This window comes from Allorhizobium borbori (assembly GCF_014196535.1).
Classification (GTDB): domain Bacteria; phylum Pseudomonadota; class Alphaproteobacteria; order Rhizobiales; family Rhizobiaceae; genus Ectorhizobium; species Ectorhizobium borbori.
In genome coordinates, this window is record NZ_JACIDU010000013.1 from 48,364 (window position 1) to 69,291 (window position 20,928).

21 protein-coding genes and 1 pseudogene are annotated in these 20,928 nt (G+C 58.8%); all 22 read left to right on the plus strand.

Annotated features, from left to right (window positions below):
* Window positions 1–175 precede the first annotated feature (175 nt).
* Window positions 176–1,051, plus strand: coding sequence for a flagellin N-terminal helical domain-containing protein (locus GGQ66_RS15675; RefSeq protein ID WP_183793674.1), 876 nt, complete (start codon window positions 176–178; stop codon window positions 1,049–1,051).
* Window positions 1,052–1,286: 235 nt separating this feature from the next.
* Window positions 1,287–2,255 carry a flagellin N-terminal helical domain-containing protein gene (locus GGQ66_RS15680; RefSeq protein WP_183793675.1) on the plus strand — a complete coding sequence of 323 codons (969 nt, stop codon included), beginning with the start codon at window positions 1,287–1,289 and terminating at the stop codon, window positions 2,253–2,255.
* Window positions 2,256–2,461: 206 nt separating this feature from the next.
* On the plus strand, window positions 2,462–3,094 hold the full coding sequence (locus GGQ66_RS15685; RefSeq protein ID WP_183793676.1) for a hypothetical protein: 633 nt from the start codon (window positions 2,462–2,464) through the stop codon (window positions 3,092–3,094).
* On the plus strand, window positions 3,091–4,287 hold the full coding sequence (locus GGQ66_RS15690) for a MotB family protein (protein WP_183793677.1): 1,197 nt from the start codon (window positions 3,091–3,093) through the stop codon (window positions 4,285–4,287). Before GGQ66_RS15685 ends, GGQ66_RS15690 begins: the two co-directional genes overlap by 4 nt.
* A gap of 5 nt (window positions 4,288–4,292) precedes the next feature.
* Entirely contained in the window at window positions 4,293–5,552 is a 1,260-nt protein-coding gene (gene motC / locus GGQ66_RS15695) for a chemotaxis protein MotC (RefSeq protein WP_183793678.1), read from the plus strand.
* Window positions 5,549–7,075 (plus strand): flagellar hook-length control protein FliK, encoded by a 1,527-nt coding sequence (gene fliK / locus GGQ66_RS15700; protein ID WP_183793679.1) that lies wholly within the window; start codon window positions 5,549–5,551, stop codon window positions 7,073–7,075. Before motC ends, fliK begins: the two co-directional genes overlap by 4 nt.
* Complete coding sequence (locus tag GGQ66_RS15705) at window positions 7,011–7,577, plus strand: transglycosylase SLT domain-containing protein (protein ID WP_370686364.1); 567 nt, start codon at window positions 7,011–7,013, stop codon at window positions 7,575–7,577. Before fliK ends, GGQ66_RS15705 begins: the two co-directional genes overlap by 65 nt.
* 282 nt (window positions 7,578–7,859) lie before the next feature.
* Window positions 7,860–8,531, plus strand: coding sequence for a transcriptional activator Rem (rem, locus tag GGQ66_RS15710; RefSeq protein ID WP_183793681.1), 672 nt, complete (start codon window positions 7,860–7,862; stop codon window positions 8,529–8,531).
* A 380-nt stretch (window positions 8,532–8,911) separates the two neighbouring features.
* Complete coding sequence (locus GGQ66_RS15715; protein ID WP_183793682.1) at window positions 8,912–10,153, plus strand: flagellar hook protein FlgE; 1,242 nt, start codon at window positions 8,912–8,914, stop codon at window positions 10,151–10,153.
* A 23-nt stretch (window positions 10,154–10,176) separates the two neighbouring features.
* Window positions 10,177–11,613: a flagellar hook-associated protein FlgK gene (gene flgK, locus GGQ66_RS15720; RefSeq protein WP_183793683.1), complete on the plus strand. Its 1,437-nt coding sequence runs from the start codon at window positions 10,177–10,179 to the stop codon at window positions 11,611–11,613.
* Window positions 11,614–11,615: 2 nt separating this feature from the next.
* A complete protein-coding gene (locus tag GGQ66_RS15725) occupies window positions 11,616–12,671 on the plus strand; it encodes a flagellar hook-associated family protein (RefSeq protein ID WP_183793684.1) in 1,056 nt (351 codons plus the stop codon).
* A 56-nt stretch (window positions 12,672–12,727) separates the two neighbouring features.
* Window positions 12,728–13,075, plus strand: a complete 348-nt coding sequence (flaF, locus tag GGQ66_RS15730) for a flagellar biosynthesis regulator FlaF (RefSeq protein ID WP_183793685.1) — start codon at window positions 12,728–12,730, stop codon at window positions 13,073–13,075.
* Window positions 13,072–13,521 carry a flagellar biosynthesis repressor FlbT gene (flbT, locus tag GGQ66_RS15735; protein ID WP_183793686.1) on the plus strand — a complete coding sequence of 150 codons (450 nt, stop codon included), beginning with the start codon at window positions 13,072–13,074 and terminating at the stop codon, window positions 13,519–13,521. The genes flaF and flbT overlap by 4 nt, the downstream gene beginning before the upstream one ends.
* Window positions 13,512–13,958 (plus strand): annotated as a pseudogene (gene flgD, locus GGQ66_RS23105) (flagellar hook assembly protein FlgD); the annotation flags it as partial. The gene flbT and the pseudogene flgD, both read left to right, overlap by 10 nt.
* 374 nt (window positions 13,959–14,332) lie before the next feature.
* The gene (gene fliQ / locus GGQ66_RS15745; protein WP_183793688.1) at window positions 14,333–14,599 is read left to right on the plus strand and encodes a flagellar biosynthesis protein FliQ; all 267 of its coding nucleotides are present in this window, start codon (window positions 14,333–14,335) and stop codon (window positions 14,597–14,599) included.
* 124 nt (window positions 14,600–14,723) lie between these two features.
* Window positions 14,724–16,811, plus strand: a complete 2,088-nt coding sequence (gene flhA, locus GGQ66_RS15750; protein WP_183793689.1) for a flagellar biosynthesis protein FlhA — start codon at window positions 14,724–14,726, stop codon at window positions 16,809–16,811.
* A complete protein-coding gene (gene fliR / locus GGQ66_RS15755; protein ID WP_183793690.1) occupies window positions 16,808–17,563 on the plus strand; it encodes a flagellar biosynthetic protein FliR in 756 nt (251 codons plus the stop codon). Before flhA ends, fliR begins: the two co-directional genes overlap by 4 nt.
* A gap of 15 nt (window positions 17,564–17,578) precedes the next feature.
* Window positions 17,579–17,998 carry a hypothetical protein gene (locus tag GGQ66_RS15760; RefSeq protein WP_183793691.1) on the plus strand — a complete coding sequence of 140 codons (420 nt, stop codon included), beginning with the start codon at window positions 17,579–17,581 and terminating at the stop codon, window positions 17,996–17,998.
* A gap of 120 nt (window positions 17,999–18,118) precedes the next feature.
* Window positions 18,119–18,685 carry a rod-binding protein gene (locus GGQ66_RS15765; protein WP_183793692.1) on the plus strand — a complete coding sequence of 189 codons (567 nt, stop codon included), beginning with the start codon at window positions 18,119–18,121 and terminating at the stop codon, window positions 18,683–18,685.
* Window positions 18,686–18,794: 109 nt separating this feature from the next.
* Window positions 18,795–19,160: a hypothetical protein gene (locus GGQ66_RS15770; protein ID WP_183793693.1), complete on the plus strand. Its 366-nt coding sequence runs from the start codon at window positions 18,795–18,797 to the stop codon at window positions 19,158–19,160.
* Window positions 19,160–19,693, plus strand: a complete 534-nt coding sequence (locus GGQ66_RS15775) for a flagellar basal body-associated FliL family protein (protein WP_183793694.1) — start codon at window positions 19,160–19,162, stop codon at window positions 19,691–19,693. The genes GGQ66_RS15770 and GGQ66_RS15775 overlap by 1 nt, the downstream gene beginning before the upstream one ends.
* Before the next feature lie 326 nt (window positions 19,694–20,019).
* Window positions 20,020–20,904: a WecB/TagA/CpsF family glycosyltransferase gene (locus tag GGQ66_RS15780; protein ID WP_183793695.1), complete on the plus strand. Its 885-nt coding sequence runs from the start codon at window positions 20,020–20,022 to the stop codon at window positions 20,902–20,904.
* Window positions 20,905–20,928: the final 24 nt, after the last annotated feature.

The window sequence follows — 20,928 nt, forward strand, 5'->3', positions numbered from 1 at the left end:
TTCCCGGCGGTGTCTTTAGGGTTTGTTAACCATAATGGTGTTTTCTGTGACCATCGAAACGGCGAGTTAACCAATCAACATCGCGGGTTGACAGGCATGTGAGCTGATCGCCGTTCCCGGTTCTGATCCGGAATGTCCCTTGAAATCGAGACCACATTGAGGGGCACGTATTCTTATGACGAGCATCATTACCAACGTTTCCGCCATGGCAGCTCTCCAGACGCTGCGTTCCGTCAACTCCGACCTCGAAAGTGCGCAGAACCGCGTTTCTACGGGTTATCGTATCAGCGAGGCCAAGGACAACGCCGCTTACTGGTCGATCGCTACCACGATGCGCTCGGACAATGGCGCCGTGAATGCCGCCGCCGATGCGCTCGGCGTGGGTGCCGCCAAGGTTGATGTGGCTTATGCCGGCATCGAAAGCGCCATCGACATCGTTACGGAAATCAAGAACAAGATCGTTTCCGCGTCGGAAACCAGTGTCGACGTTACAAAGATTCAGGATGAAATCTCCCAGCTTCAGGCTCAACTCAAGTCGATTGCGAACTCCGCATCGTTCAACGGCGAAAACTGGCTGATCGGTTCCGCGTCAACGACCAACTCGGTGGTCACCGCCTTTGTCAGAACGGGCTCTGGCTCGGTTCTGGTGGCCACCGAAACGGTCAGCAGCGGCAGCTTTGCGCTGTTCGGCAAGGGCGCCGACGGTATGGCGAATACGAGCACCGGTCTGCTGGCCTCCATTGCGGCCATTTCGCTGACCAGCGCATCAAACATGGCTACCCAACTGGCAATCGTCGAGACAGCGCTGAAGGACCTCACCAAGGGTGCTGCGACGATCGGTTCGCTTTCCAAGCGTATCGACCTTCAGTCCGAATTCGCGAATGTTCTCTCTGACTCCATCGAAAAGGGTGTGAGCCGCCTGGTCGACGCGGACATGGAAGAGGAATCGGCCAAGCTGTCGGCGCTCCAGACGCAACAGCAGCTCGCCATCCAGTCACTCTCGATCGCCAATTCCAGCGCTCAGAACATTCTCTCGCTCTTCCGCCAGTAACAGGCGCGCGGTTTCAGCGAAGACGATCAGGGATAAGGCCGCAACCGCGCCGGGAGCGGCCTTTTCTTTTCCTTGGGATGCTTGCCAACCGGTTAGCTTTTGGTTAACCATGATGGCAACTCCCGTATAGGATGAGCGCGTGGCTGGCCCTTGGGGCATTGGCATGATTGCCGCAAAGCCACCGCCGGTTTGCAGTCCGGCATGTTCCCGTTGAGCGAACAGGGACTTCCCACTCATGGCATACAACATCATCACGCCGAATCTGGTCAGCAGCTCCTTGCAGACGCTTCTGTTTTCGAACGGTCAGCTTGAAGACACTTTGTCCACCTTGTCGAGCGGCTACAGTGTTGCCAGCGCAAAGGATGATCCCGGCTATTGGTCGACATCCAATTCCCTCAGCTCCGATCAAAGCATCATTGAGAGCGTCGGCGATGCTTTGAACCTGTCCGAATCAACGGTCGATACCGCCTACACGGCGCTGAACACCGTTCTCGAGCAGCTTTCCGCCTTGCGCAAATCGCTCGTTACCGCAACGGAATCGAGTGCGGACCGTTCCCAGATCAGCACGGCCGTCGAAAGTACGAAGAAGACGCTGCAACAGGCCATCGAATCGGCTCAGTTCAGCGGTACGAATTGGCTGCTCAACAATCAGGCGAATCTCAGCGGCACGAATTCCTTCGTTGCCTCGTTTCAGCGTACGGCCAGCGGCACGGTCCAGTTGACCACCCAGGGCATTCCGGCTGCAGATACGGTTCTGGTCGATACGCAGGACGCCAGCCGCGGTCTGCTGACCGGTGCGGTTGATGCCTCGCAGTTGAATAATACCGGTTCCAGTACGCCCCGCAATTACTATCTGTTGAATATGGGGTCGGCCTCTGGCGTCACGGGCACGGAAATCGCCGTCTCGGAAACGACGACCGAAGAGCAGCTCAAGGACATGATGTATGTGGTCGACAACCTGATGGGCAGCGTTACCAAGATTGCCAGCCGCGTCGGTGATATGCTGAACCGGATTTCCACCCAGTCGGATTTTGCCGATGAACTCAGCAAGACGCTGGAGACCAGCGTTTCGCGGTTGATCGACGCCAATATGGAAGAAGTCAGCGCGCGCCAGACGGCCGCCAAGGTGCAGGCCGATCTCGCTGCGGAGGTCGTGTCTCTGGCCAATACCAACATGCAGAAGCTGCTGCTGATCTTTGGCTGACGCGTTGCAAAAGGCGATCGGCCTTCATCCTCGCACAAGTTTGGCACCCTAGGGTCGGGGAGAGATTGCTTTCGGCGGAGGGTTGGACTGTCCTTTGCCGGGCAACGATGTCATCGAATGTTGGGGAGTCCCGTGGCGAGAAACAGACTGTCGAAACGAGCGGTTCGGATCGATCAGGTGTTCTCCCGCGGCTCCGGAGGTGAATGATGAGCGCGATGATCGCCCGCTATCTGAAGGATTTCGGTGCGCCGGTCTTTCCGGTCGCAGACGAGCGGCCCGTTGAAGACGGGCCTTTCGGCTTTCCGGCTCTGGTCGATCTGGAGACCGTTGCCGATCCGGAGACGATCCGCAGCGAAGCCTTTGCCGAGGGGCACGAGGTTGCGACCACCGAGTTGACGGAACGCCACGCGACGGAAATGGCCGCGCTTGCCGAAAGTCACGCCGCTGAGATGGCTGCCCTCGCAGAGCATTATGAGGCGCATGTCACGGCCATGATTGCCGAACGTCTGGACGTGATGACCGAAGAGGTTGCCCGGTCCGTCACCGAGGCGACGGCGCAGGTTCTTCTGCCCTTCCTGGGTGAACTGGTGACCCGCAAGGCCATTGCCGATCTGGCCGTTCTTCTGAAGGGCGTGATCGAGGAGGGTGAGGCGGGCCGCATACGGTTGCGCGGTCCCGAAAGCGCCTTCCGGCGACTGGCGGAACGCATGGGAGACAAGGTGGCGCTGCTCGATTTCGAGGAAAGCGCTGAAATGGATTTGACGGCGGAGATCGGCACGGCCGTTCTGGTCACGCGCCTGAGCGCGTTTGCTGCCGGTCTTGAAAAGGTGATGGAATGAGCGAAGGCGAAAGTCACCACCACGGCAAAAACGAGATCATCGTCGTCAAGAAACATGGCGGCGCCCATGACGGTGCGCATGGCGGCGCTTGGAAGATCGCCTATGCCGACTTCATGACCGCCATGATGGCCTTCTTTCTGGTGATGTGGCTGGTCAATGCTTCGAACGAGGAAACCAAGGCCTCTGTCGCCAGCTATTTCAACCCGATCAAACTGGCCGACGATACGCCGGCGCAGAAGGGGCTGAAAAAGCCATCGGAACAGGCTGAGGGCGAACAATCCGCTGAAAAGTCGAAGGTGAAGAGCCAGACCAATACGGAAGAGGGCGGCAGCGCCATGTCCGGTGAGGATCTGAGCGCGACTTCTGGCGACCAGAGTAAATATTCCGAAGCCGATCTGTTCCAGAACCCCTATGCGGTTCTCGCCGAGATTGCCCAGGAAGTGGGGCAGCAGGCGAATGTCAGCGTCAAGGGCGAGGGCGGTGCGGCCAATGCCGGCCCTTCGACTGGCGCATCCGGCGGCGAAGCCTATCGCGACCCCTTCGATCCCGATTTCTGGAGCCGTCAGGTTCAGTCCGCGAAGGCGCAGTCGTCCAAGGTGGACGATAGTACCCTGCCGGAATCCAAGCAGGTCGTTGCAGCCCGTGAGGCTGCCAAGGAAAAGCCAGTCGACAAGAAGGATGATGTCGTCGCCAAGGCCGACGATGCGAAGAACCGCGCCGCCGAGGCCGCGCAGGAGAAAGCAGCCGACAAGCTGAGCGAAGAGATCAAACAGCAGCTTGCCGGCGTTTCCGGCAAGCTGGCCGAAGGTTTGGTTGTAACGCCCTCGGAGGGCGGCTTGCTCGTGACCATATCCGACCAGCAGAACGATGCCATGTTCGGTGTCGGCTCGGCTGTGCCGCAGAAGGAAATGGTTCTGGCGATGGAGAAAATCGGCGCCATCCTCAAGGCGCGCAAGGGATCGATCGTCATTCGCGGGCATACCGATGGGCGCCCCTTCAACGGCAAGTCGGGCGACAACTGGAGCCTGTCGATGGACCGTGCCCATGCCGCCTATTTCATGCTGGTGCGTGGCGGGCTCGATGAAAAGCGGGTCGAACAGGTGTCCGGCTTCGCCGATCGCCGCCTTCAGGTGCAGGATGATCCGCTCAATCCGGCCAACCGACGCATCGAAATCCTGATTCAGGACGGTTAGAGCCGATGAAGCGAACAAAGCGGCGGTTTCGTCTTCACTCATGGCTTCTGGTTGGTGCGCTTCTGTCTCCGGGCGTGGCCCAGGCGGATGAGGACCTTGCACCCTACAAGGTGCTGCGCTCCCTCCAATTCGTTCAGGATGCGGTGGTCCAGGGCGACCATTCCGCAGGCGAGATGCAGCGGTTCATTCTGGAAACCATCGACAAGCGGCTTCGTTCGGCCGAGCCGAGCGTGTTCGAAGACCCGCGAAATGTCGACGCGGCCCTGATCTACTCCATGAGCGGTGGCAACCCCGCGACGCTGGATTATCTCGTGGCGCGTGATGTCGAGGGCAATTTCGACAGCCGCGTCATCGATGCACTGCGCAAGTATTTCAACGGCCAGGGAACGCTGGTGGCGAAAAGCCTGCCGGACATGGTGCCGGAATATCTGAACGCCCGCATCGGCCCCTATCTGGCATTGGTCAGCGGCAATATTCTGCTCAGTTCGGATGTGAATGCCGCACTCGGTTTCTTTGATCAGGCCCGGCTGACGGCGCCGGGCACCATCATCGAGGAAGCGGCATTGCGCCGCTCGTTGACGATTTCGGTCGAGAGCAATCTCGTGCCACGCGCACTTGCAACGGCAAACCGTTATGTGCGCCGCTTTCTGCATTCGCCCTATGCCAGCCAGTTCGCCGATCTGTTCGTGCAACTTGTCGTGACCAATTATGGCAGCACGGTTCAACCGGACGACATTGCCTCGACGCTCGACCTGATGGACAAGGAACGCGCCCGGGAGGTTTTCCTGCGCATCGCACGCCGTGCGACGCTGGCCGGCAAAGCCGAGTTGGCCCGCTATGCGGCAGCCGAGGCCGATGCCCGCGCTTCTGACAAATCGGACGGTCGCGAGGCGCTGGGCAGTCTTTACGGCAATGTCGCATCCATTCCGAGCGCCGATGTCGGTGCTGCGGTCAAGATGATCGACCAGATCCCGGATGACCAGCTTTCGGACCGCGACAAGGCGCTGCGCGAGGCAGCACGGGTCGTGGCCGAGCAAATTCTGCAAGCGCCCATCGACGCTACAAGCCTCACGCAAGTAGACGCTGGCAATACAATTCCCGGACAGACGAAGCAGACGACCGCAGCCGCCGCGCCGACGACGGCACCGAACGCGGCCGAAGCCGGTCAGGAGGCTGACGGCGCCTATCGCTCCTTCGTCGAACGCGGGCGTTCGCAACTGGAAGCGATCGACGCGCTCCTGAAGCAGGAAGGCAAGTCGAAATGATGGACGCTCTCAACGCACTCGTAAAACCTGCTCCCGAAACGGCGACAGGCGCAAAGACCACCAAGGGCGGTACATCCGCTGACAAGGAGGGATTTGCTCACGAGTTGAAGGGGTTGAACGACCACCAGAGTGGCGGCAAGGGTTCGGCGCGTGGCGCTGAAACGAAAACTGCGAAGGTCGACGCCGAAGCCGGTGCGATGGCCCCAGCAGAGCCTGTCGCGGAAGAGACAGTGCTGCCCCGGTCTTTCGCCGCGCTCAGCACGGCAATCGACGCCACCCTTGAAAAGGTGGCTTCGCAGTCGCTAGAGGCGACGCCTCCCGAAGCCGGTATTGAAGCAACGTTCAAGAACACGAAGACGCCGATCGGAAAGTCCGCAAAGACCAAGGACGCGGATTTTTCGGGTCTGGGCGTTGAAATCGAAGGCAAGAAGACCGTTGAAGGCAGTGTTGCCAGCGAAATCATCCGCAAGGTCAAGATCGCGGCGGCGCAGCCCGACGTTGAAAAGACTGCCGTGACCAAGGATGCGCCTGCTGATGATAAGGTGGATGTGGATTCCGGATCGCAGACGCAGGCCGATATCCAGCCGGAAACCTTGAGCGACGTCCTTGGATTTTTGACGGCCAGCGCGGCTTCCGCCCAGGTTGAAAGCAAGCCGCTCGCGGCTCATGGGCGCACGGCCGAAACGAAGGGTGTAGCGGCGAAGTCGCAGACTGGCGACACCACGCGTGACACGGCCTTGACGGACGAAGCCATGGAGGCGATGCCGACCGATGAGGTGCAACAACAGGACCGTTTGTTCCGTCTCGTGCGCGGTGAAGGGCAAGGACAGTCCGTTGGCCTGAAGATTGCCAGCGATTCCAATGGTCGCATCGATGTCGAGACACGTAGCGGCACCGGCGCGCAGGCGGAAACCGTCAATGTGGTCGAAGCCCGTCGCTATCTCGGGTTCAACGCGCCGTCCAATTCCTCCTCGCTGACGGCTGCGATGGCCGGCAACGATGAGTGGGTGAGTGCGATGCACCCTTCTGCGCGGCTCGCCAATGAGGCGCAACAGTCGAGCACCGGGCAGGTGGTCAACACGTTGAAGCTGGAATTGAACCCCATTTCCCTGGGAACAGTCACGGCGATGCTGCGCCTGTCCGGTGATGAACTCAACGTGCATCTGACGGTGCATACGGCGGCGGCTTATCGCGAGTTGAGCAGCGATTCCAATTCCATGATGGATGCGCTTCGCTCGCAGGGGTTCAGCGTCGATCAGGTCACCGTCAGCATGGCGCCGGTGGCGTCTTCGCAGGACAGTGGCGACGGCAGCGGGCGTTTCAGCCAGCAACAACAGCAACAGAACATGCAGCAGGCGGCCGGTGAAGGCAGCCGAAACGGCGACCAAGGCGCGCGGCAGAACGCGCGAGGCGGCTCTGACAGCCAGCCAGGTGTCGCAGCAGGACGTATTGATGAAAGTGAGCAGGTTTCCTCTGTTCTCCGTGGCTCTGGCAGCGCTCGCCCTGGCCACGTCTATATCTGAAGCCAAGGCTTCGAGCGGCGCCTGTGAGCGGCAGATTGAAGTCGCTGCGCGCAAATACGGTATCCCCGAAGGTATTCTCTACTCGGTCGGTCTCACGGAGACCGGTCGCAAGGGCTCGTTGAGCGCCTTTGCGATGAACATCGAGGGCAAGACCGTGTTTGCCAACTCGCCGGGCGAGGCGATGACGCGTTTCAACCAGGCGCGTAGTGGCGGAGCGAAGCTGATCGACATCGGCTGCATGCAAATCAACCACCATTATCACGGCGCCGAATTCGCGTCTGTTCAGGAAATGTTCGACCCCGGTCGCAACGTGGAATATGCCGCGCGCTTCCTGAAAGCGCTGCACGACAGGCACGAAACCTGGACGATGGCGGTAGCAAGATACCACGCCGGACCCAATAACGACCCTGCCCAGAAGCAGTATGTCTGCCGGGTCATCAGCAACCTCGTGGCGACCGGTTACGGCAAGTGGACACCCGCCGCGTCGCGTTTTTGCGGTTGATCGCAACTCCTGATTTATTGATTCTTGTGAAAGTTCGCCTGTAGTCGAATACGGCGACATTTCGAGCATTTTGTGACCGCAAGCCCGGCGTTAACGGACTGTTAACTTTTCCACTAAATTTTAGTGACCATGTTTGGGCTTGCCTACTATATATAGGTCAAATCATGCCAATATGGTTAATCAACTATTAATTTCTCCCACTCAGTTTCTCCAGTTGTTCGAGATTCCCCCGATTCGTACCCATAGTACATCGAGGCACCACACTGATTCGGAGGCGGACGAATGATCGTAGTGGTTGATGAGCGTGAGCTCGTGAAAGACGGTTACACTTCTCTTTTTGGGCGCGAAGGCATTCCGTCCACAGGTTTTGATCCGAGCGAATTCGGGGAATGGGTCAACACGGCAGCCGATGCGGATATCGCTGCTGTCGAGGCCTTCCTCATCGGTCAGGGCGAGCAGGCTTTCGAGCTGCCGCGCGCCATTCGCGACCGGTCGCAGGCTCCGGTGATTGCAGTCAGCGATCAACCGTCGCTGGACGTTACCCTGGCGCTGTTTGACTGTGGTGTGGACGATGTCGTCCGCAAGCCGGTCCACCCGCGCGAAATCCTGGCCCGTGCCGCGGCGATCCGCCGTCGGTTGAAGGCCGTTTCCAACTTTACCGATGTCGGCCCTGTCCGCGTGTTCTCGGATGGCCGCGACCCGGAAATCAACGGCGACGTATTCCCGCTGCCGCGCCGCGAGCGCCGTATTCTGGAATACTTGATTGCCAACCGTGGTCGTCGCGTTTCCAAGACGCAGATCTTCAACGCAATCTACGGCATCTTCGACGAAGAAGTCGAAGAGAACGTGGTGGAAAGCCACATCAGCAAGCTGCGCAAGAAGCTGCGCAAGAAGCTGGGCTTCGACCCGGTCGATTCCAAGCGCTTCCTCGGTTATTGCATCAATTGGGAATAATCGGCGGCGGCCCCACGGGCCGCGCCAAGCTTGATGTCGACATCCGCTGTCGTGGCGGATGTCTTCTGTAAATCCTCTGAAGCGGGCAGGCTTCGAGGTGCCGGCCACAGGGCTGGCAGAGTGATCCGAAATGGTTCACGACCGCCGGACGGGGCTCCGGATATTTCCAGAACTTTAAATCGCGCATGAAGCGCAAATAACTGAAATAAAAAAAGAATGTTGTCGCGGCGCGAGGTTGGCCGTCAAGGTTGCCTGCGCATTTGGTGGCGGATTGTGAAAAATTGAAACTGTTTCGGAAAGTACTTCTTTCCACAAGACAGACAGCTTCACGCAAGGCCCGCCGCATAGTCTCGAATGCAACGACTTAAACGAGGTCCCAGATGAGCATCTACGGAACGATGAAGACTGCCGTGTCGGGCATGAATGCCCAGGCGAACCGCCTGAGCACGGTCGGCGACAATATCGCCAACGTGAACACCACGGCCTACAAGAAGGTCTCGACCGCCTTCTCGTCTTTCGTCCTGCCGTCCACGTCCGGTAGCTATAACTCCGGCGGCGTCAACACGACTGTCATCAACTCCATTTCCCAGCAGGGCATGCTGACCTCGACATCCTCGGATACCGATCTGGCGATCCAGGGCGAGGGCTTCTTCCCGGTGCAGGATGCCGGCGGCACCAACTACCTGACGCGCGTCGGCTCCTTCGCGCTCAACGAATACGGCAATCTCGTCAACTCCGCCGGTTTCATGGTCATGGGTGCGCCGCTCGGCGAGGCGGTCAACACTTTCGATGACCTGACCCCGATCCAGATCAAGGCTTACGAGTTGACCGCTGTTCCGTCCACCACGGCAACGGCCAACTCCAACCTGAAGATGTCGGCAACGGCTGTCGCTGCGGCGGACCTTCCCTCGGCCAACGCGGCATCGGCGACCCCGACCTTCAAGACGTCGATGACCACCTATGACGCTGGCGGCACGAAGATACAGTATGACATCTTCTACACCAAGACGGCGGCGAATACCTGGGAAGTGGCGGTTTACGACTCGGCTGGCGCCAGCAGCTCCAGTTCCACGGGCTTCCCCTATGCGAGCGGTCCGGTGACGAATGCAACCCTCGCCTTCGACCCCACGACCTACGGTCTCAGCACTGTCAATGGCTCGACGGATCTCTCCATCACGGTCAACGGCATCAAGGTCGATATGACGACCACGACGCAGCTCAACGCCGACAGCTTCTCCAAGGTTGCTGCTGACGGCAGCGCGCCGAGCTCGCTCGAGAAGATCACCATCGACAACGAAGGTATCGTCTACGCCGTCTATGAAAGCGGCACGCAGATGGCCATCGCCCAGATCCCGCTGGCAACGGTCATCAGCCCGGACAACCTGCGCATGGGTACCGGCAACGTCTACTCCGTCACCAGCTCGTCGGGCGCTGCGGTTTTCGGCTTTGCCGGTGAGCCTGGCTTCGGTGACATCGTTTCCGGCGCGCTCGAAAGCTCGAACGTCGACCTCGCAAACGAACTGACGGAAATGATCGAAGCTCAGCGCAGCTATACCGCAAACTCCAAGGTATTTCAGACCGGGGCTGACGTCATGGATGTCCTGATCAACCTGAAGAGATAATTTCAATACGTAAGGATTGACGGATGTCTCTCGCATCGACGCTTAATACGACAAAGAGTATCTTCAACAATACGTCTGCGCAAAGCGCCGTCGTTTCGACGAATATTCAAAATGCGAGTAACACCGACTACAACAAGCGGTCGGCAAACACCACTGTAAACATCTACAGCGGTGCCATGATGGTGACCACGGAGAGGGCGCAGAACAGCGCCCTCCTCAAGCAGACACTGAATGCGATTTCCAGTAACTCGGCCCAGCAGCAACTGGTTGGGGGCATGGAATCGGTCAGCGCGCTTCTTGGCGGTGACTCCTATTCCCTGGCGCCTTCCACCTATCTTGCAACGCTCCGGGACAAGCTGAAGACCTATGCGGAAACGCCTGGCGACATCACGCTCGCCCAGACGGTCGTTTCCGCCGCCCAGGATGTCGCCACGTCGCTCAACAACACTGCCGACGGTATCCAGCAGTTGCGCGGCGAAGCGGATGCGGAAATCGCCACCCAGGTGACGAAGCTGAACAAGCTTCTGAGTGACTTCGAGACGGCCAACAACGAGGTCATCAAGAAGACTGCGATGGGGGAAGACCCCAACAACGCCATCGACAAGCGCGAAGGGCTGATAAAGCAGATTTCCGAGATCATCGGCGTCTCCACCTACACTCGCGAAGGCAACGATATCGCGCTTTACACGAGCGACGGCACGACGCTGTTCGAGACCGTGCCCCGCAAGATCAGCTTCACGCCCACCGCCGCCTTTGCTGCCGGCTCCACGGGCTCCAGCCTTTATATCGACGGCGTCAAGGTCGAAGCCGGCCAAGGTGCCAGCACCACCGCGAAGGGCAGCCTTCAGGCCCTGCTGCAGCTTCGCGACGATGTGCTGCCGACGATGCAGGATCAGCTTGATGAAGTCGCCCGCGGCGTGATCGCCCTGTTTGCGGAAGATAGCGGCGGCACGGCGGTTGCCGGTCTGTTTACGACGAAGACGGGCGCCGCGGTTGCCTTCGACACGACCGATATCATTCCCGGTCTTGCGTCGCAGATCACGGTTGCAAGCAGCGTCGTCTCCTCGCCCTTCAAGCTTCGCGATGGCAACATTGCCGGGACCAGCACGAATACCGGCAACGCCAGCGGCTATTCCGACTTGCTTCGCGGCTATCTCTCGGCATTCGACACGCCCATGACGTTTGATGGCGATACCAAGCTCGGCACCAACGTCACCTTGCTCAATTTTTCGACGGAAGCGGTCGGCTGGACCGAAGATTTTCGCAGCAATGCGAGCACGGCAGGCGAAAGCACCTCAGCGCTGATGACACGCGCCTCGGAAGCTTATTCCAATAACACCGGCGTTAATCTCGACGAGGAACTCATTCTGCTTCTCGACATCGAACAATCCTACAAGGCGGCTTCCAAGCTTCTCTCAACGATTGACGAGATGCTCAAGGCCCTGATGGCGGCGACGTAACCATGAAAACATCAACGATCTCATCTCTCTCGATTACCAACGCGATCCAGCTTGTTGCCACCACGGCGCAGAAGGAAATCGTGAAGCTGCAGAACGAGTCCGTGACCGGTACGTACTACGATATCGGATTGCAACTTGGTGCGAAGACCTCCCAAAGCCTGAATTTCAGCCGCGAAAGCGAGCGCCTGCAGGCGATCACGAAGTCGAATGCGCTTGCCGAACAGCGGATGGACACGACGCAGCTGACCATGAAGAACATGGCGGCTTCGGCCCAGTCCGTGCTCAACACCTTCACCGGCGTGACCGGCGCAAGCGATGGCACATCGACAGCCGTCGCCGCCGATAAGGCGCTGGCAGAACTTGAAAACTTCGCTGGCATGGCGGTAACGTCGGTCAACGGTGAATACATTTTCTCCGGTATCAACACGGACGCCCCGACGCTTCAGAGTACTTTCGTGAGCGATGTCACGACTGATTTCCAGACGAAGCTCAACACATTCCTGCAGGCGAACGGTCTGACGGATGACGGCACGACGACGGGTGTGCCGGATATCACGAAGATGACCGGCGCGGATGTCGATGACTTCGTCGCGAGCTACAAGGCCGGCTTCAACTGGTCGAGCTGGACGGATGCATCCAGCACGGTGATGTCGAGCCGCATCAGCACGACGGAAACGGTGAAGACCTCGACCTCGCTGAATGGCGACGGGTTTCAGGATCTCGTCATTTCGACGCTTATCGGCTCGCAGCTTGCCAAGGAAGGCTTGCAGACCGACGCGCTGGCGCGGGTCAAGTTCCACGTCGTCGAGACGGCTGGCGCCGCGGTTTCGGGCATCAACGCGGAACGCAGCCAGCTTGGCCTGGTGCAGGCCCGTGTCGAGACAGCCAACGAGACACTGAGCGCCCAGAAGACCATTATCGACACGCAGTACAAGAACCTTGTCAGCGTCGATCAGTATGAGGCCAAGACCCGCCTCGCGACCCTGATGACGCAGCTCGAAACCTCTTACACGATCACCGCAAAAATCCAGCAGCTCAGTCTCGTGAACTTTCTCTGAGACATGACTTTCCCCCGATGAATGGGGGAATGGCCGTAAACATGAAGGAAACATAGATGTTTCAGTTTTCTTACGCCGAAGTGATGGCAGATGACGTTGCCGACGCCAAAGAGCGGGAACGACAGGTCCTCGACCGGTCGATCGATCTGCTCGCCGCCGCACGCGACCGGGGAGGGTTCTCAAGGGAATCCATCGAGGCGCTGTTCTATACCCGGCGCGTCTGGCTTCGCTTCATCGAGGACCTGAAACAGCCGGATAATGCGCTGAGCGTGGAGCTTCGCGCCAATCTGATTTCCATCGCAATCTGGATCATGAAGGAATGCGAGAGAATACGTCGGCGGGAATCGACGAACTACCAGGGAATTATTGACGTAACCACCATCATTAGGGATGGCTTGAAATGAAAAGTACGCTCCGCATCTCGCTGAAATCCGGCGAAAAGATCTTCATCAACGGCGCGGTTCTCCGTGTCGACCGCAAGGTGGCGCTGGAATTCCTGAACGATGTGACCTTCCTTCTGGAAAATCACGTTCTTCAGCCGGAAGATACGACGACGCCGCTGCGTCAGCTCTATTTCATCGCCCAGATGATGCTCATCAATCCGGAAGGCAAGGAACAGTCGATGACGCTGTTCCGCAAGTCGATCATGATGCTGCTGACCTGCTTCAAGAACGAGGAAATCCTGGCGGAACTGAAGCGCATCGACGCCATGGTTTCCTCGGGCCGTCCCTTCGATGCACTGAAGGCCATCCGCTCGCTTTATCCGGCTGAAGAACGCGTCCTTTCCAACCAGGAAATCACTCCGGCGATCATCGAGGATATCCGCAGGGAGATCGCACCATGGCGGTAGATACGTCCAGCATCACCGGAGTTGCGGCCTACAAGACCGCTTCGACCAGTTCGACGAGCACGAAGGCGTCCACATCGGACGCCAAGTCGGCCTCCGTCGACTATGACAGCTTCCTGAAGCTCCTCATCGCCCAGATGAAGAACCAGGATCCCACCGACCCGATGGATGCGTCCGAGCAGCTTTCGCAGCTTGCGACCTTCTCGCAGGTGGAGCAGTCGATCAAGGCGAACTCGCACCTTGAGGATCTGATTTCGCAGACCGCGATGAACAGCGCCGCCGCCTATATCGGCAAGACGGTGACGAGCCTCGATGGCGCGACCTCCGGCGTGGTGGCATCCGTGAAGGTGACCTCCGACGGCGTTATCGCAACGACCACGGACGGTAAGAAGATCACGCTGGGTGAAGGCGTCACCATTCGTGATACGGCGGCCGCGGCCCCGACGGATGTGAGCAATATTCTTGGCCAGACCCTGACTGACACGGATGGCAACTCCATCGGTAAGGTCGCGGGTGTGACGCTCACCGACGAAGGCGCATTCGCTACGACGGCTGAAGGCAAGTTTGTTGATCTCGGAGCGGAAGTGACGATCAAGAGCACCATCAGTACGACGGGCTACGATGGCACCTACTTCCTCGGCAAGACGTTGACCAGCGCTGACGGAACGGTCTCGGGCAAGATCACGGCTGTGACGGCGACGGCTTCCGGCGTGTACGGTCTGACGGCCAAAGGCGAGGGAATTCTCATTGAGAAAGGTGTCACGTTAGGCGATGCTACCTCCTGATCAATCGCTGATTCGGAAGTAGCCCAGCCATGAACGAAGCCGACGCTCTCGATATCGTCCAGGCGGCCGTTTGGACCATTCTGGTCGCATCCGGTCCGGCGGTCATGGCCGCCATGGTGGTGGGCGTCTTCATCGCCTTCCTTCAGGCGCTCACCCAGATTCAGGAAATGACGCTGACCTTCGTTCCGAAGATCATCGCCGTCATGCTGGCGCTTGGAATTTCGGCCCCTCTCATCGGCGGGCAGATTTCCATTTTTACCAATATGGTCTTTTCCCGAATCCAGTCGGGTTTCTGAAAAACCGCCGGCTTCCTGCCGGCGGTTTTCGCATTCGACCATCCTCGCACAAGTTTGAACCTTTAGCCCTGTTGTCGAATGGCGTGGAATGCGCCGTGGACGCTCATGAAGAGACGGGGAAAAAATGGCGCAGACTGACGCGATTTCCATACCGAAAGCCGCTCCCAGCGGTCGGGACCTAGGCTTCGCAGCCGGCATCGTTCTTATTCTTTGCATCCTCTTCCTGCCCATACCGGTCTTCATGATCGACATGGGGCTGGCATTCTCGATCGCCTTCTCGGTGCTGATCCTGATGGTCTCCCTGTGGATCCAGAAACCTCTGGATTTCTCGTCCTTCCCGACGGTTCTGCTGATCGCGACCATGATGCGTCTCGCGCTCAACATCGCGACGACCCGTGTCATTCTGACCCATGGCAACGAGGGACACGATGCCGCGGGTGGCGTGATCGCCGGCTTTGCATCGCTGGTCATGTCCGGCGATTTCATGATCGGTCTGATCGTCTTCCTCATCCTGATCGTGGTGAACTTCATCGTCATCACCAAGGGTGCGACGCGTATCGCAGAAGTCGGTGCGCGCTTCACCCTCGATGCCATCCCCGGCAAGCAGATGTCGATCGACGCCGACCTGTCCGCCGGCATCATCGATGACAAGGAAGCCCAGGCCCGCCGTCGGGAACTGGAAGAGGAAAGCTCCTTCTTCGGTGCGATGGACGGTGCCTCCAAGTTCGTGCGCGGCGATGCCGTCGCCGGTCTCATCATCACCACCATCAACATCATCGGCGGTATCCTGATCGGCGTTTTCCGCCATGGCATGGAAGTCGGCCAGGCTGCGGACGTTTTCGTCAAGCTCTCGGTTGGCGATGGTATCGTCTCGCAGGTTCCCGCTCTCATCGTGTCGCTCGCAGCCGGCCTGCTCGTCTCGCGTGGCGGCACCAAGGGTTCGACGGACCAGGCCGTTGTTGGGCAGCTCTCCGGTTATCCGCGCGCCCTCTCGGTCGCGGCTGGCCTGATGGTGGTTCTGGCGTTGGTTCCCGGCTTGCCCTTCGTGCCCTTCACCATGCTCGGTGCCATCATGGCTTTCGGCGCATGGTTCATTCCCCGTCAGATCGAGAGTGAAAATCGTCTGCTGCGCGAAAGCGAGGAAAAGAAGGTCGTCCAGAACAAGGAAGCCGAGAAGGATTCGGTCAAGAGTGTGCTCCGTTCGACGGAAATCGAACTGGCGCTTGGCAAGCAGGTGTCGACCCGTCTTCTTGGCGCGCATCAGGAACTCGCCTTCCGCGTCGGCAAGATGCGCAAGAAGTTCGCCGCGCAATACGGTTTCGTGGTGCCCGAAATCAAGGTCACCGACGACATCGCCATTCCCGACAAATCCTATCAGATCCGCATTCACGGCACGACGGTCGCCTCCAACCTGCTGCGTGTCGGCGAAGTGCTGGTCGTGACCGGTTCGGGTCGCAAGCCGTCGGTTCCGGGCGATGAGATCCGCGAACCCGCTTTCGGCATGCCGGCGGTGTCGGTCATGGAAAACTTCGTGGAAGATCTCAAGCGCGAAGGCTTCCATCCCATCGACAACGTTTCGGTGGTACTGACCCATGTCAGCGAGGTCATCCGCAACAACCTGCCGCAGCTTCTGTCCTACAAGGACGTGAAGATCCTCATCGATCGCCTCGATCCGGAATACAAGAAGCTGGCCGACGAGATCTGCACCTCGCATATGTCCTATTCAGGCCTGCAGGCGGTGCTGAAGCTCTTGCTGGCGGAGCGTGTGTCGATCCGCAACCTGCATCTCATTCTCGAAGCGGTGGCCGAACTGGCGCCGCACGTTCGCAAGACCGAACAGATCGTCGAGCATGTCCGCGTACGCATGGCCCAGCAGCTTTGCGGCGATCTGGCCGACAACGGTACGCTCCGGGTTCTGCGTCTCGGTTCCAAGTGGGACCTCGTCTTCCATCAGGCCCTCAAGCGCGATGCCAAGGGCGAGGTCGTGGAATTCGATATCGATCCGCGTCAGCTCGAGGAGTTTTCGGAACAGGCAAGCAAGGTTATCCGTGAATTCATGGATCGCGGCCTGCCATTTGTGCTTGTCACGTCGCCCGAAACGCGCTCCTATGTCCGCATGATCGTTGAACGGTTGTTCGCCACGCTTCCGGTGCTCTCGCATGTGGAACTCGCGAAGGGGATCGACATCAAGATACTTGGATCGATTTCATGATAACAGACCCGCAGGGATCGGTACTGGCGCTCTTTCTTCTCTTCTGCCGCATCGGTTCCTGCTTCATGACGCTGCCGGGCCTGTCCTCGGCGCGCGTCAGTCCGACGGTTCGCCTGTTCGTGTCGCTGGCCGTAACGCTTTCCATGCTGCCGCTGATGTGGGACACGGTCTATCCGCGCGTCACCTCTGCCGATCCCGGCGCCATGGTGGTGCTGATTTTCTCGGAAAGTCTGATCGGCATCATGTTCGGGCTGATTGCCCGTCTTTATGTGGTCGGTCTGCAGTTTGCCGGCGCGATCATCGGGTCGTCCATGCAGATGACCATGCCGGGCGGTGTCGACATTCTGGAAGACACATCGGAAAGCGCGCTGACGTCCTTCATCACCTTTTCGGGCCTGATGGTGCTTCTTCTTCTGGATTTCCATCAGGTCGTCATCAAGGCGCTGGTCGATTCCTATGACGCCATGCCGCTCGGCCATTTCGTCACCGGTCAAAAGCTGCTGATCACTCTGACCGATACGCTCTCCCAGATCTTCATGGTGATGCTGCGCCTTGCCAGTCCCTTCGTGATCTTCAGCATCATGTTCAACTTCGCGGTGGGTCTCGTCAGCAAGCTGGCGCCGGCCATTCCGATCTACTTCATTGCAACGCCATTCTCGCTGATGGCGGGTATTTTCCTCATGTATCTGGCCGTTGCGGCGATGCTTCGCCTTTATGCCGATGGCTTCGGGCCAATCTTCATCGGACATTAGACAAGGGAGCATCGCATGGCGAAGGACAGGAAATCCGACAAGTTGAAGCGCCTTGTCTCGGTGCAGCGCCATCTCGAAAAGGTTGCGGAAACCGAACTGGCCTCCACCGTGCGCCAGCGCCAGGAAGTCGGAAACTCCATGGGCGTGGTGATGGATGCGATCAGTTCGCTGAATGAGCTGCACCGCCCCTTCGCGCGCAATTACGCGGAACGATTCTCGCGGCTCATGTTCCGCGACCAGCAATTGAGCAATCTTCAGCGGACGCACGAGGCGCAGATGCTCAAGGAACGCACCAAGGGCGATCGTCTGGAAGATCGCATGAAGGAAGCCCGCGGCCTGGAGGAGCGGGCCGAAGAGGATGAAGCGGTCTATGACCTGCTTGACATGACGATGGCGAATACAACGCCAGCCTCCAGCAAGGTTCGCACTTCATAGTCCTCCCATAACCTGCATGACCGGGCGAATGCCCTGCGGGATCGATAATAATCTGACTGTAAACATGACCCCGGCGCACCGTTCGGTTAGCCGAACCATGTCCCATGCAAGGAAAACGAGATGGCGATTTCTCCTCCGAGCGACCTCGTGCTTGATGTAGTCAAGGCGGCGGAACCGAGCGATATCCAGGCGGCGCGCGAGAAGCTGAGAACCCGTGCGGCGGGCACGGAAGCAACGCAGCTTGCCGCGCTGGGAACGGGTTTTGCGCAGGCTGTCGGCAGCTTCGACGGTCCGGCAACGAAGGCGGGTCTCGGCAATATCCAGCATGCCACGGTCAAGGGCATGGCAATTCCGGAAACCTACAAGAAATTCGAGGCCTCGGTTCTGAACACCTTCATTCAGAACATGCTGCCGGCCGAGAGCGAGGAAGTCTACGGCAAGGGATCCGCCGGTGACTTCTGGAAGAGCATGATGGCCGAACAGATGGCCAATGCCGTATCCGAGCGCGGCGGCATCGGCATTGCCGAGCAGCTTTTCAATCAGCAGATTGAAAAGACACGGGCAGGCACGCCCAACGCCAAGACAGATGAGAACGATCGCAAGATGGTGCAGGGCACCATCATGGACTTCCAGCGTCGCACGCTCGGCGTCAGTGAAGATTTCAAATCCGCTGCTGAAAACACTTGAGGATACCGGACACGGTATCGCGGCAGGGTCGTGCGGCCCTGTGCACAGGATCGGATAAGCGCGGCGCATGACGGGCGCGTCGCTGAAAATGCAGAAAAGGGCAGAACATATGGAAATCGTATCCGGTGATTATCGCATCAAAACCGTTCTCGGTCGACTTGAAGCGATAGTCGACAACGAGAACCAGCGCATCGGCAAGGACCCCGAGTTCGATCTCAAGGTTTCCAACGCGCACAAGAGCCGTTGCCTCTACGAACTGACGATGCTGTTCCGCGACACCGACCCGCAGGAACTGGCCAATACCTACATCGAACAGATGCATGGTCTCAAAAGCAAGCTTGCGCTCAACGCGCGGCGTGTCGAAGCCCATCTTCATGCCGTCCGCGCGGTTGCCGACCTCCTGAAAAACGCTGAACAGTCTGCCGATGGCGACGGCACCTACTCTCAGGAACAGTTCCGTTATAGCGAGATGTGATGCTGAAGCTCATTCTGACCGGCCTTTGGGTCTGCATCGTGACGCTGGGAGCCGTCTGGTTCTCGATCAGCCGGGCAACCGCGCCGGCGGAACACGCGGATGCCACGCCAAAGGTTGAGACCGAACTGTTGAAGGGCGAGTCGATCTCCATTCCGATGATCGCCGATGGTGCCGTGCAGGGGTACTTCATCGGGCGCGTTTCCTTCATCGTGGACAAGGTCAAGATCAAGGACAGCAAGATGCCGATGACGGAACTGATGACGGATGAGCTTTTCACGCTCCTCGTCGGCTCTCCGGTCGTCGATCTGAAGAATCCCGCAGGTTTCAGCCTCGCGAACTTCAAATCCAAGATCAAGGATGACCTGAACGCCCGGTTCGGTGGCGATGTCGTCTCAGACGTGCTGGTCGAGCAGCTCGATTATCTGTCGAAGGCCGATATCCGTGTCAATTCCGACGCGCAGAAGCCGGTGCGCAAGGGCGTGCAGATCACACCCGGCGAAGCCCTTCCGGAGAAGGCGCCCGCCGGCCATTGACGAAGGCGGATCGACCGGAACCGCGGTCCGGTCGATGGCTCAGTTTACCTGATTGGGAAGAGGCAGGACACAGGCGTCGCAGGGCGAACGCGTGGCCGAAGCTTTCCCTTTTGATCCGTCGCAAGACGGTTGCAGGCGCGTATCTCCCCGCCCGGAGTGCGCGTCTGCATCATTTTTCGACCGACCCGTCTCGCGGGAACCCCAAAATTGATAGTTAGGTTGTATTTTAGCAACTGGCTTAAGCCGGTTGTGACGGCATCGGCCTTACATCCTTTTCCAGTCTTCGTATAAGGTCGCCATGCGAGCGGCAGAAGCAGGGAGAGGGCATGAACGTCGCGGTCAACAATGTCGCGGTCAATTTCGGGATTCTGGCGTCGAAGCGAACGATCCTGGATGTGCCGGTTTGCGATCTCGATTGGGATAGTGCACTGGCCTTCTCCAACGATCTGGTCAATCTGCCGAACGGTCAGACGATCATCGCCTTTCTCAACGCCCACAATGCGAACCTGATGTTGAAGTTCGAGGATTATCACGAGTTGCTGCAAAGCCAGCTCGTGTTTCCGGACGGGTTCGGCGTCGATATTGCTTCGACGGTGCTGCATGGCGAGGCGTTTCCGGCGAACCTCAACGGCACGGATTTCATTCCGGCTCTGATGACCTATATGAAGGACGGCAAACGGATCGGCCTTATCGGCGCGAAGCGCAATATTCTTGATGCCGCGCGCGAGGAATTCCAGCGCCGCTGTCCGTGGCATACGTTTATCGCCATCAGCGATGGCTATCTCGATGATGAAAAGAGCAAACGGGTCGTTGACGAGATCGAGGCGCTCAAACTCGACGTTCTGATCGTGTGCATGGGTACGCCGCGTCAGGAGCGCTGGGTGGCGCAGTATATTCGCCCGGGGCACGCGCGTCTTGTCATGACTGGCGGCGCTCTGTTCGATTTTATCTCGGGAACGGTTCCGCGCGCCTCTGAAATGCTGCGCCGCCTGCGGCTGGAATGGGCTTTCCGCTTCTGGAACGAGCCGCGTCGCCTGGCTGGTCGCTATCTCGTCGGCATTCCGCAGTTCTTCTTCAACCTCATGCGCTTCCGCCTCAACAGGCGGGCGCTGCCGGCCTATCTGGAGCGACGAGTGGCGGTGGAAACGCGCAACGGATCGCAGGTTGGCCAGTTGCATACGGCCCCGACGCGAACGACGGTGACCCGTTAACCAAATCTTTGCCGTAAAAATTTA

Bases quoted from the DNA above. Each gene is read 5' to 3' on its own strand.
- fliK (WP_183793679.1), top strand. From the start codon at position 5,549: ATGATGGACGCTCTCAACGCACTCGTAAAACCTGCTCCCGAAACGGCG.
- rem (WP_183793681.1), top strand. From the start codon at position 7,860: ATGATCGTAGTGGTTGATGAGCGTGAGCTCGTGAAAGACGGTTACACT.
- GGQ66_RS15770 (WP_183793693.1), top strand. From the start codon at position 18,795: ATGGAAATCGTATCCGGTGATTATCGCATCAAAACCGTTCTCGGTCGA.
- fliR (WP_183793690.1), top strand. From the start codon at position 16,808: ATGATAACAGACCCGCAGGGATCGGTACTGGCGCTCTTTCTTCTCTTC.
- flgK (WP_183793683.1), top strand. From the start codon at position 10,177: ATGTCTCTCGCATCGACGCTTAATACGACAAAGAGTATCTTCAACAAT.
- GGQ66_RS15725 (WP_183793684.1), top strand. From the start codon at position 11,616: ATGAAAACATCAACGATCTCATCTCTCTCGATTACCAACGCGATCCAG.
- GGQ66_RS15685 (WP_183793676.1), top strand. From the start codon at position 2,462: ATGAGCGCGATGATCGCCCGCTATCTGAAGGATTTCGGTGCGCCGGTC.
- GGQ66_RS15765 (WP_183793692.1), top strand. From the start codon at position 18,119: ATGGCGATTTCTCCTCCGAGCGACCTCGTGCTTGATGTAGTCAAGGCG.
- GGQ66_RS15775 (WP_183793694.1), top strand. From the start codon at position 19,160: ATGCTGAAGCTCATTCTGACCGGCCTTTGGGTCTGCATCGTGACGCTG.
- GGQ66_RS15780 (WP_183793695.1), top strand. From the start codon at position 20,020: ATGAACGTCGCGGTCAACAATGTCGCGGTCAATTTCGGGATTCTGGCG.
- flaF (WP_183793685.1), top strand. From the start codon at position 12,728: ATGTTTCAGTTTTCTTACGCCGAAGTGATGGCAGATGACGTTGCCGAC.
- flhA (WP_183793689.1), top strand. From the start codon at position 14,724: ATGGCGCAGACTGACGCGATTTCCATACCGAAAGCCGCTCCCAGCGGT.
- GGQ66_RS15690 (WP_183793677.1), top strand. From the start codon at position 3,091: ATGAGCGAAGGCGAAAGTCACCACCACGGCAAAAACGAGATCATCGTC.
- motC (WP_183793678.1), top strand. From the start codon at position 4,293: ATGAAGCGAACAAAGCGGCGGTTTCGTCTTCACTCATGGCTTCTGGTT.
- GGQ66_RS15680 (WP_183793675.1), top strand. From the start codon at position 1,287: ATGGCATACAACATCATCACGCCGAATCTGGTCAGCAGCTCCTTGCAG.
- GGQ66_RS15715 (WP_183793682.1), top strand. From the start codon at position 8,912: ATGAGCATCTACGGAACGATGAAGACTGCCGTGTCGGGCATGAATGCC.
- fliQ (WP_183793688.1), top strand. From the start codon at position 14,333: ATGAACGAAGCCGACGCTCTCGATATCGTCCAGGCGGCCGTTTGGACC.
- GGQ66_RS15675 (WP_183793674.1), top strand. From the start codon at position 176: ATGACGAGCATCATTACCAACGTTTCCGCCATGGCAGCTCTCCAGACG.
- flbT (WP_183793686.1), top strand. From the start codon at position 13,072: ATGAAAAGTACGCTCCGCATCTCGCTGAAATCCGGCGAAAAGATCTTC.
- GGQ66_RS15760 (WP_183793691.1), top strand. From the start codon at position 17,579: ATGGCGAAGGACAGGAAATCCGACAAGTTGAAGCGCCTTGTCTCGGTG.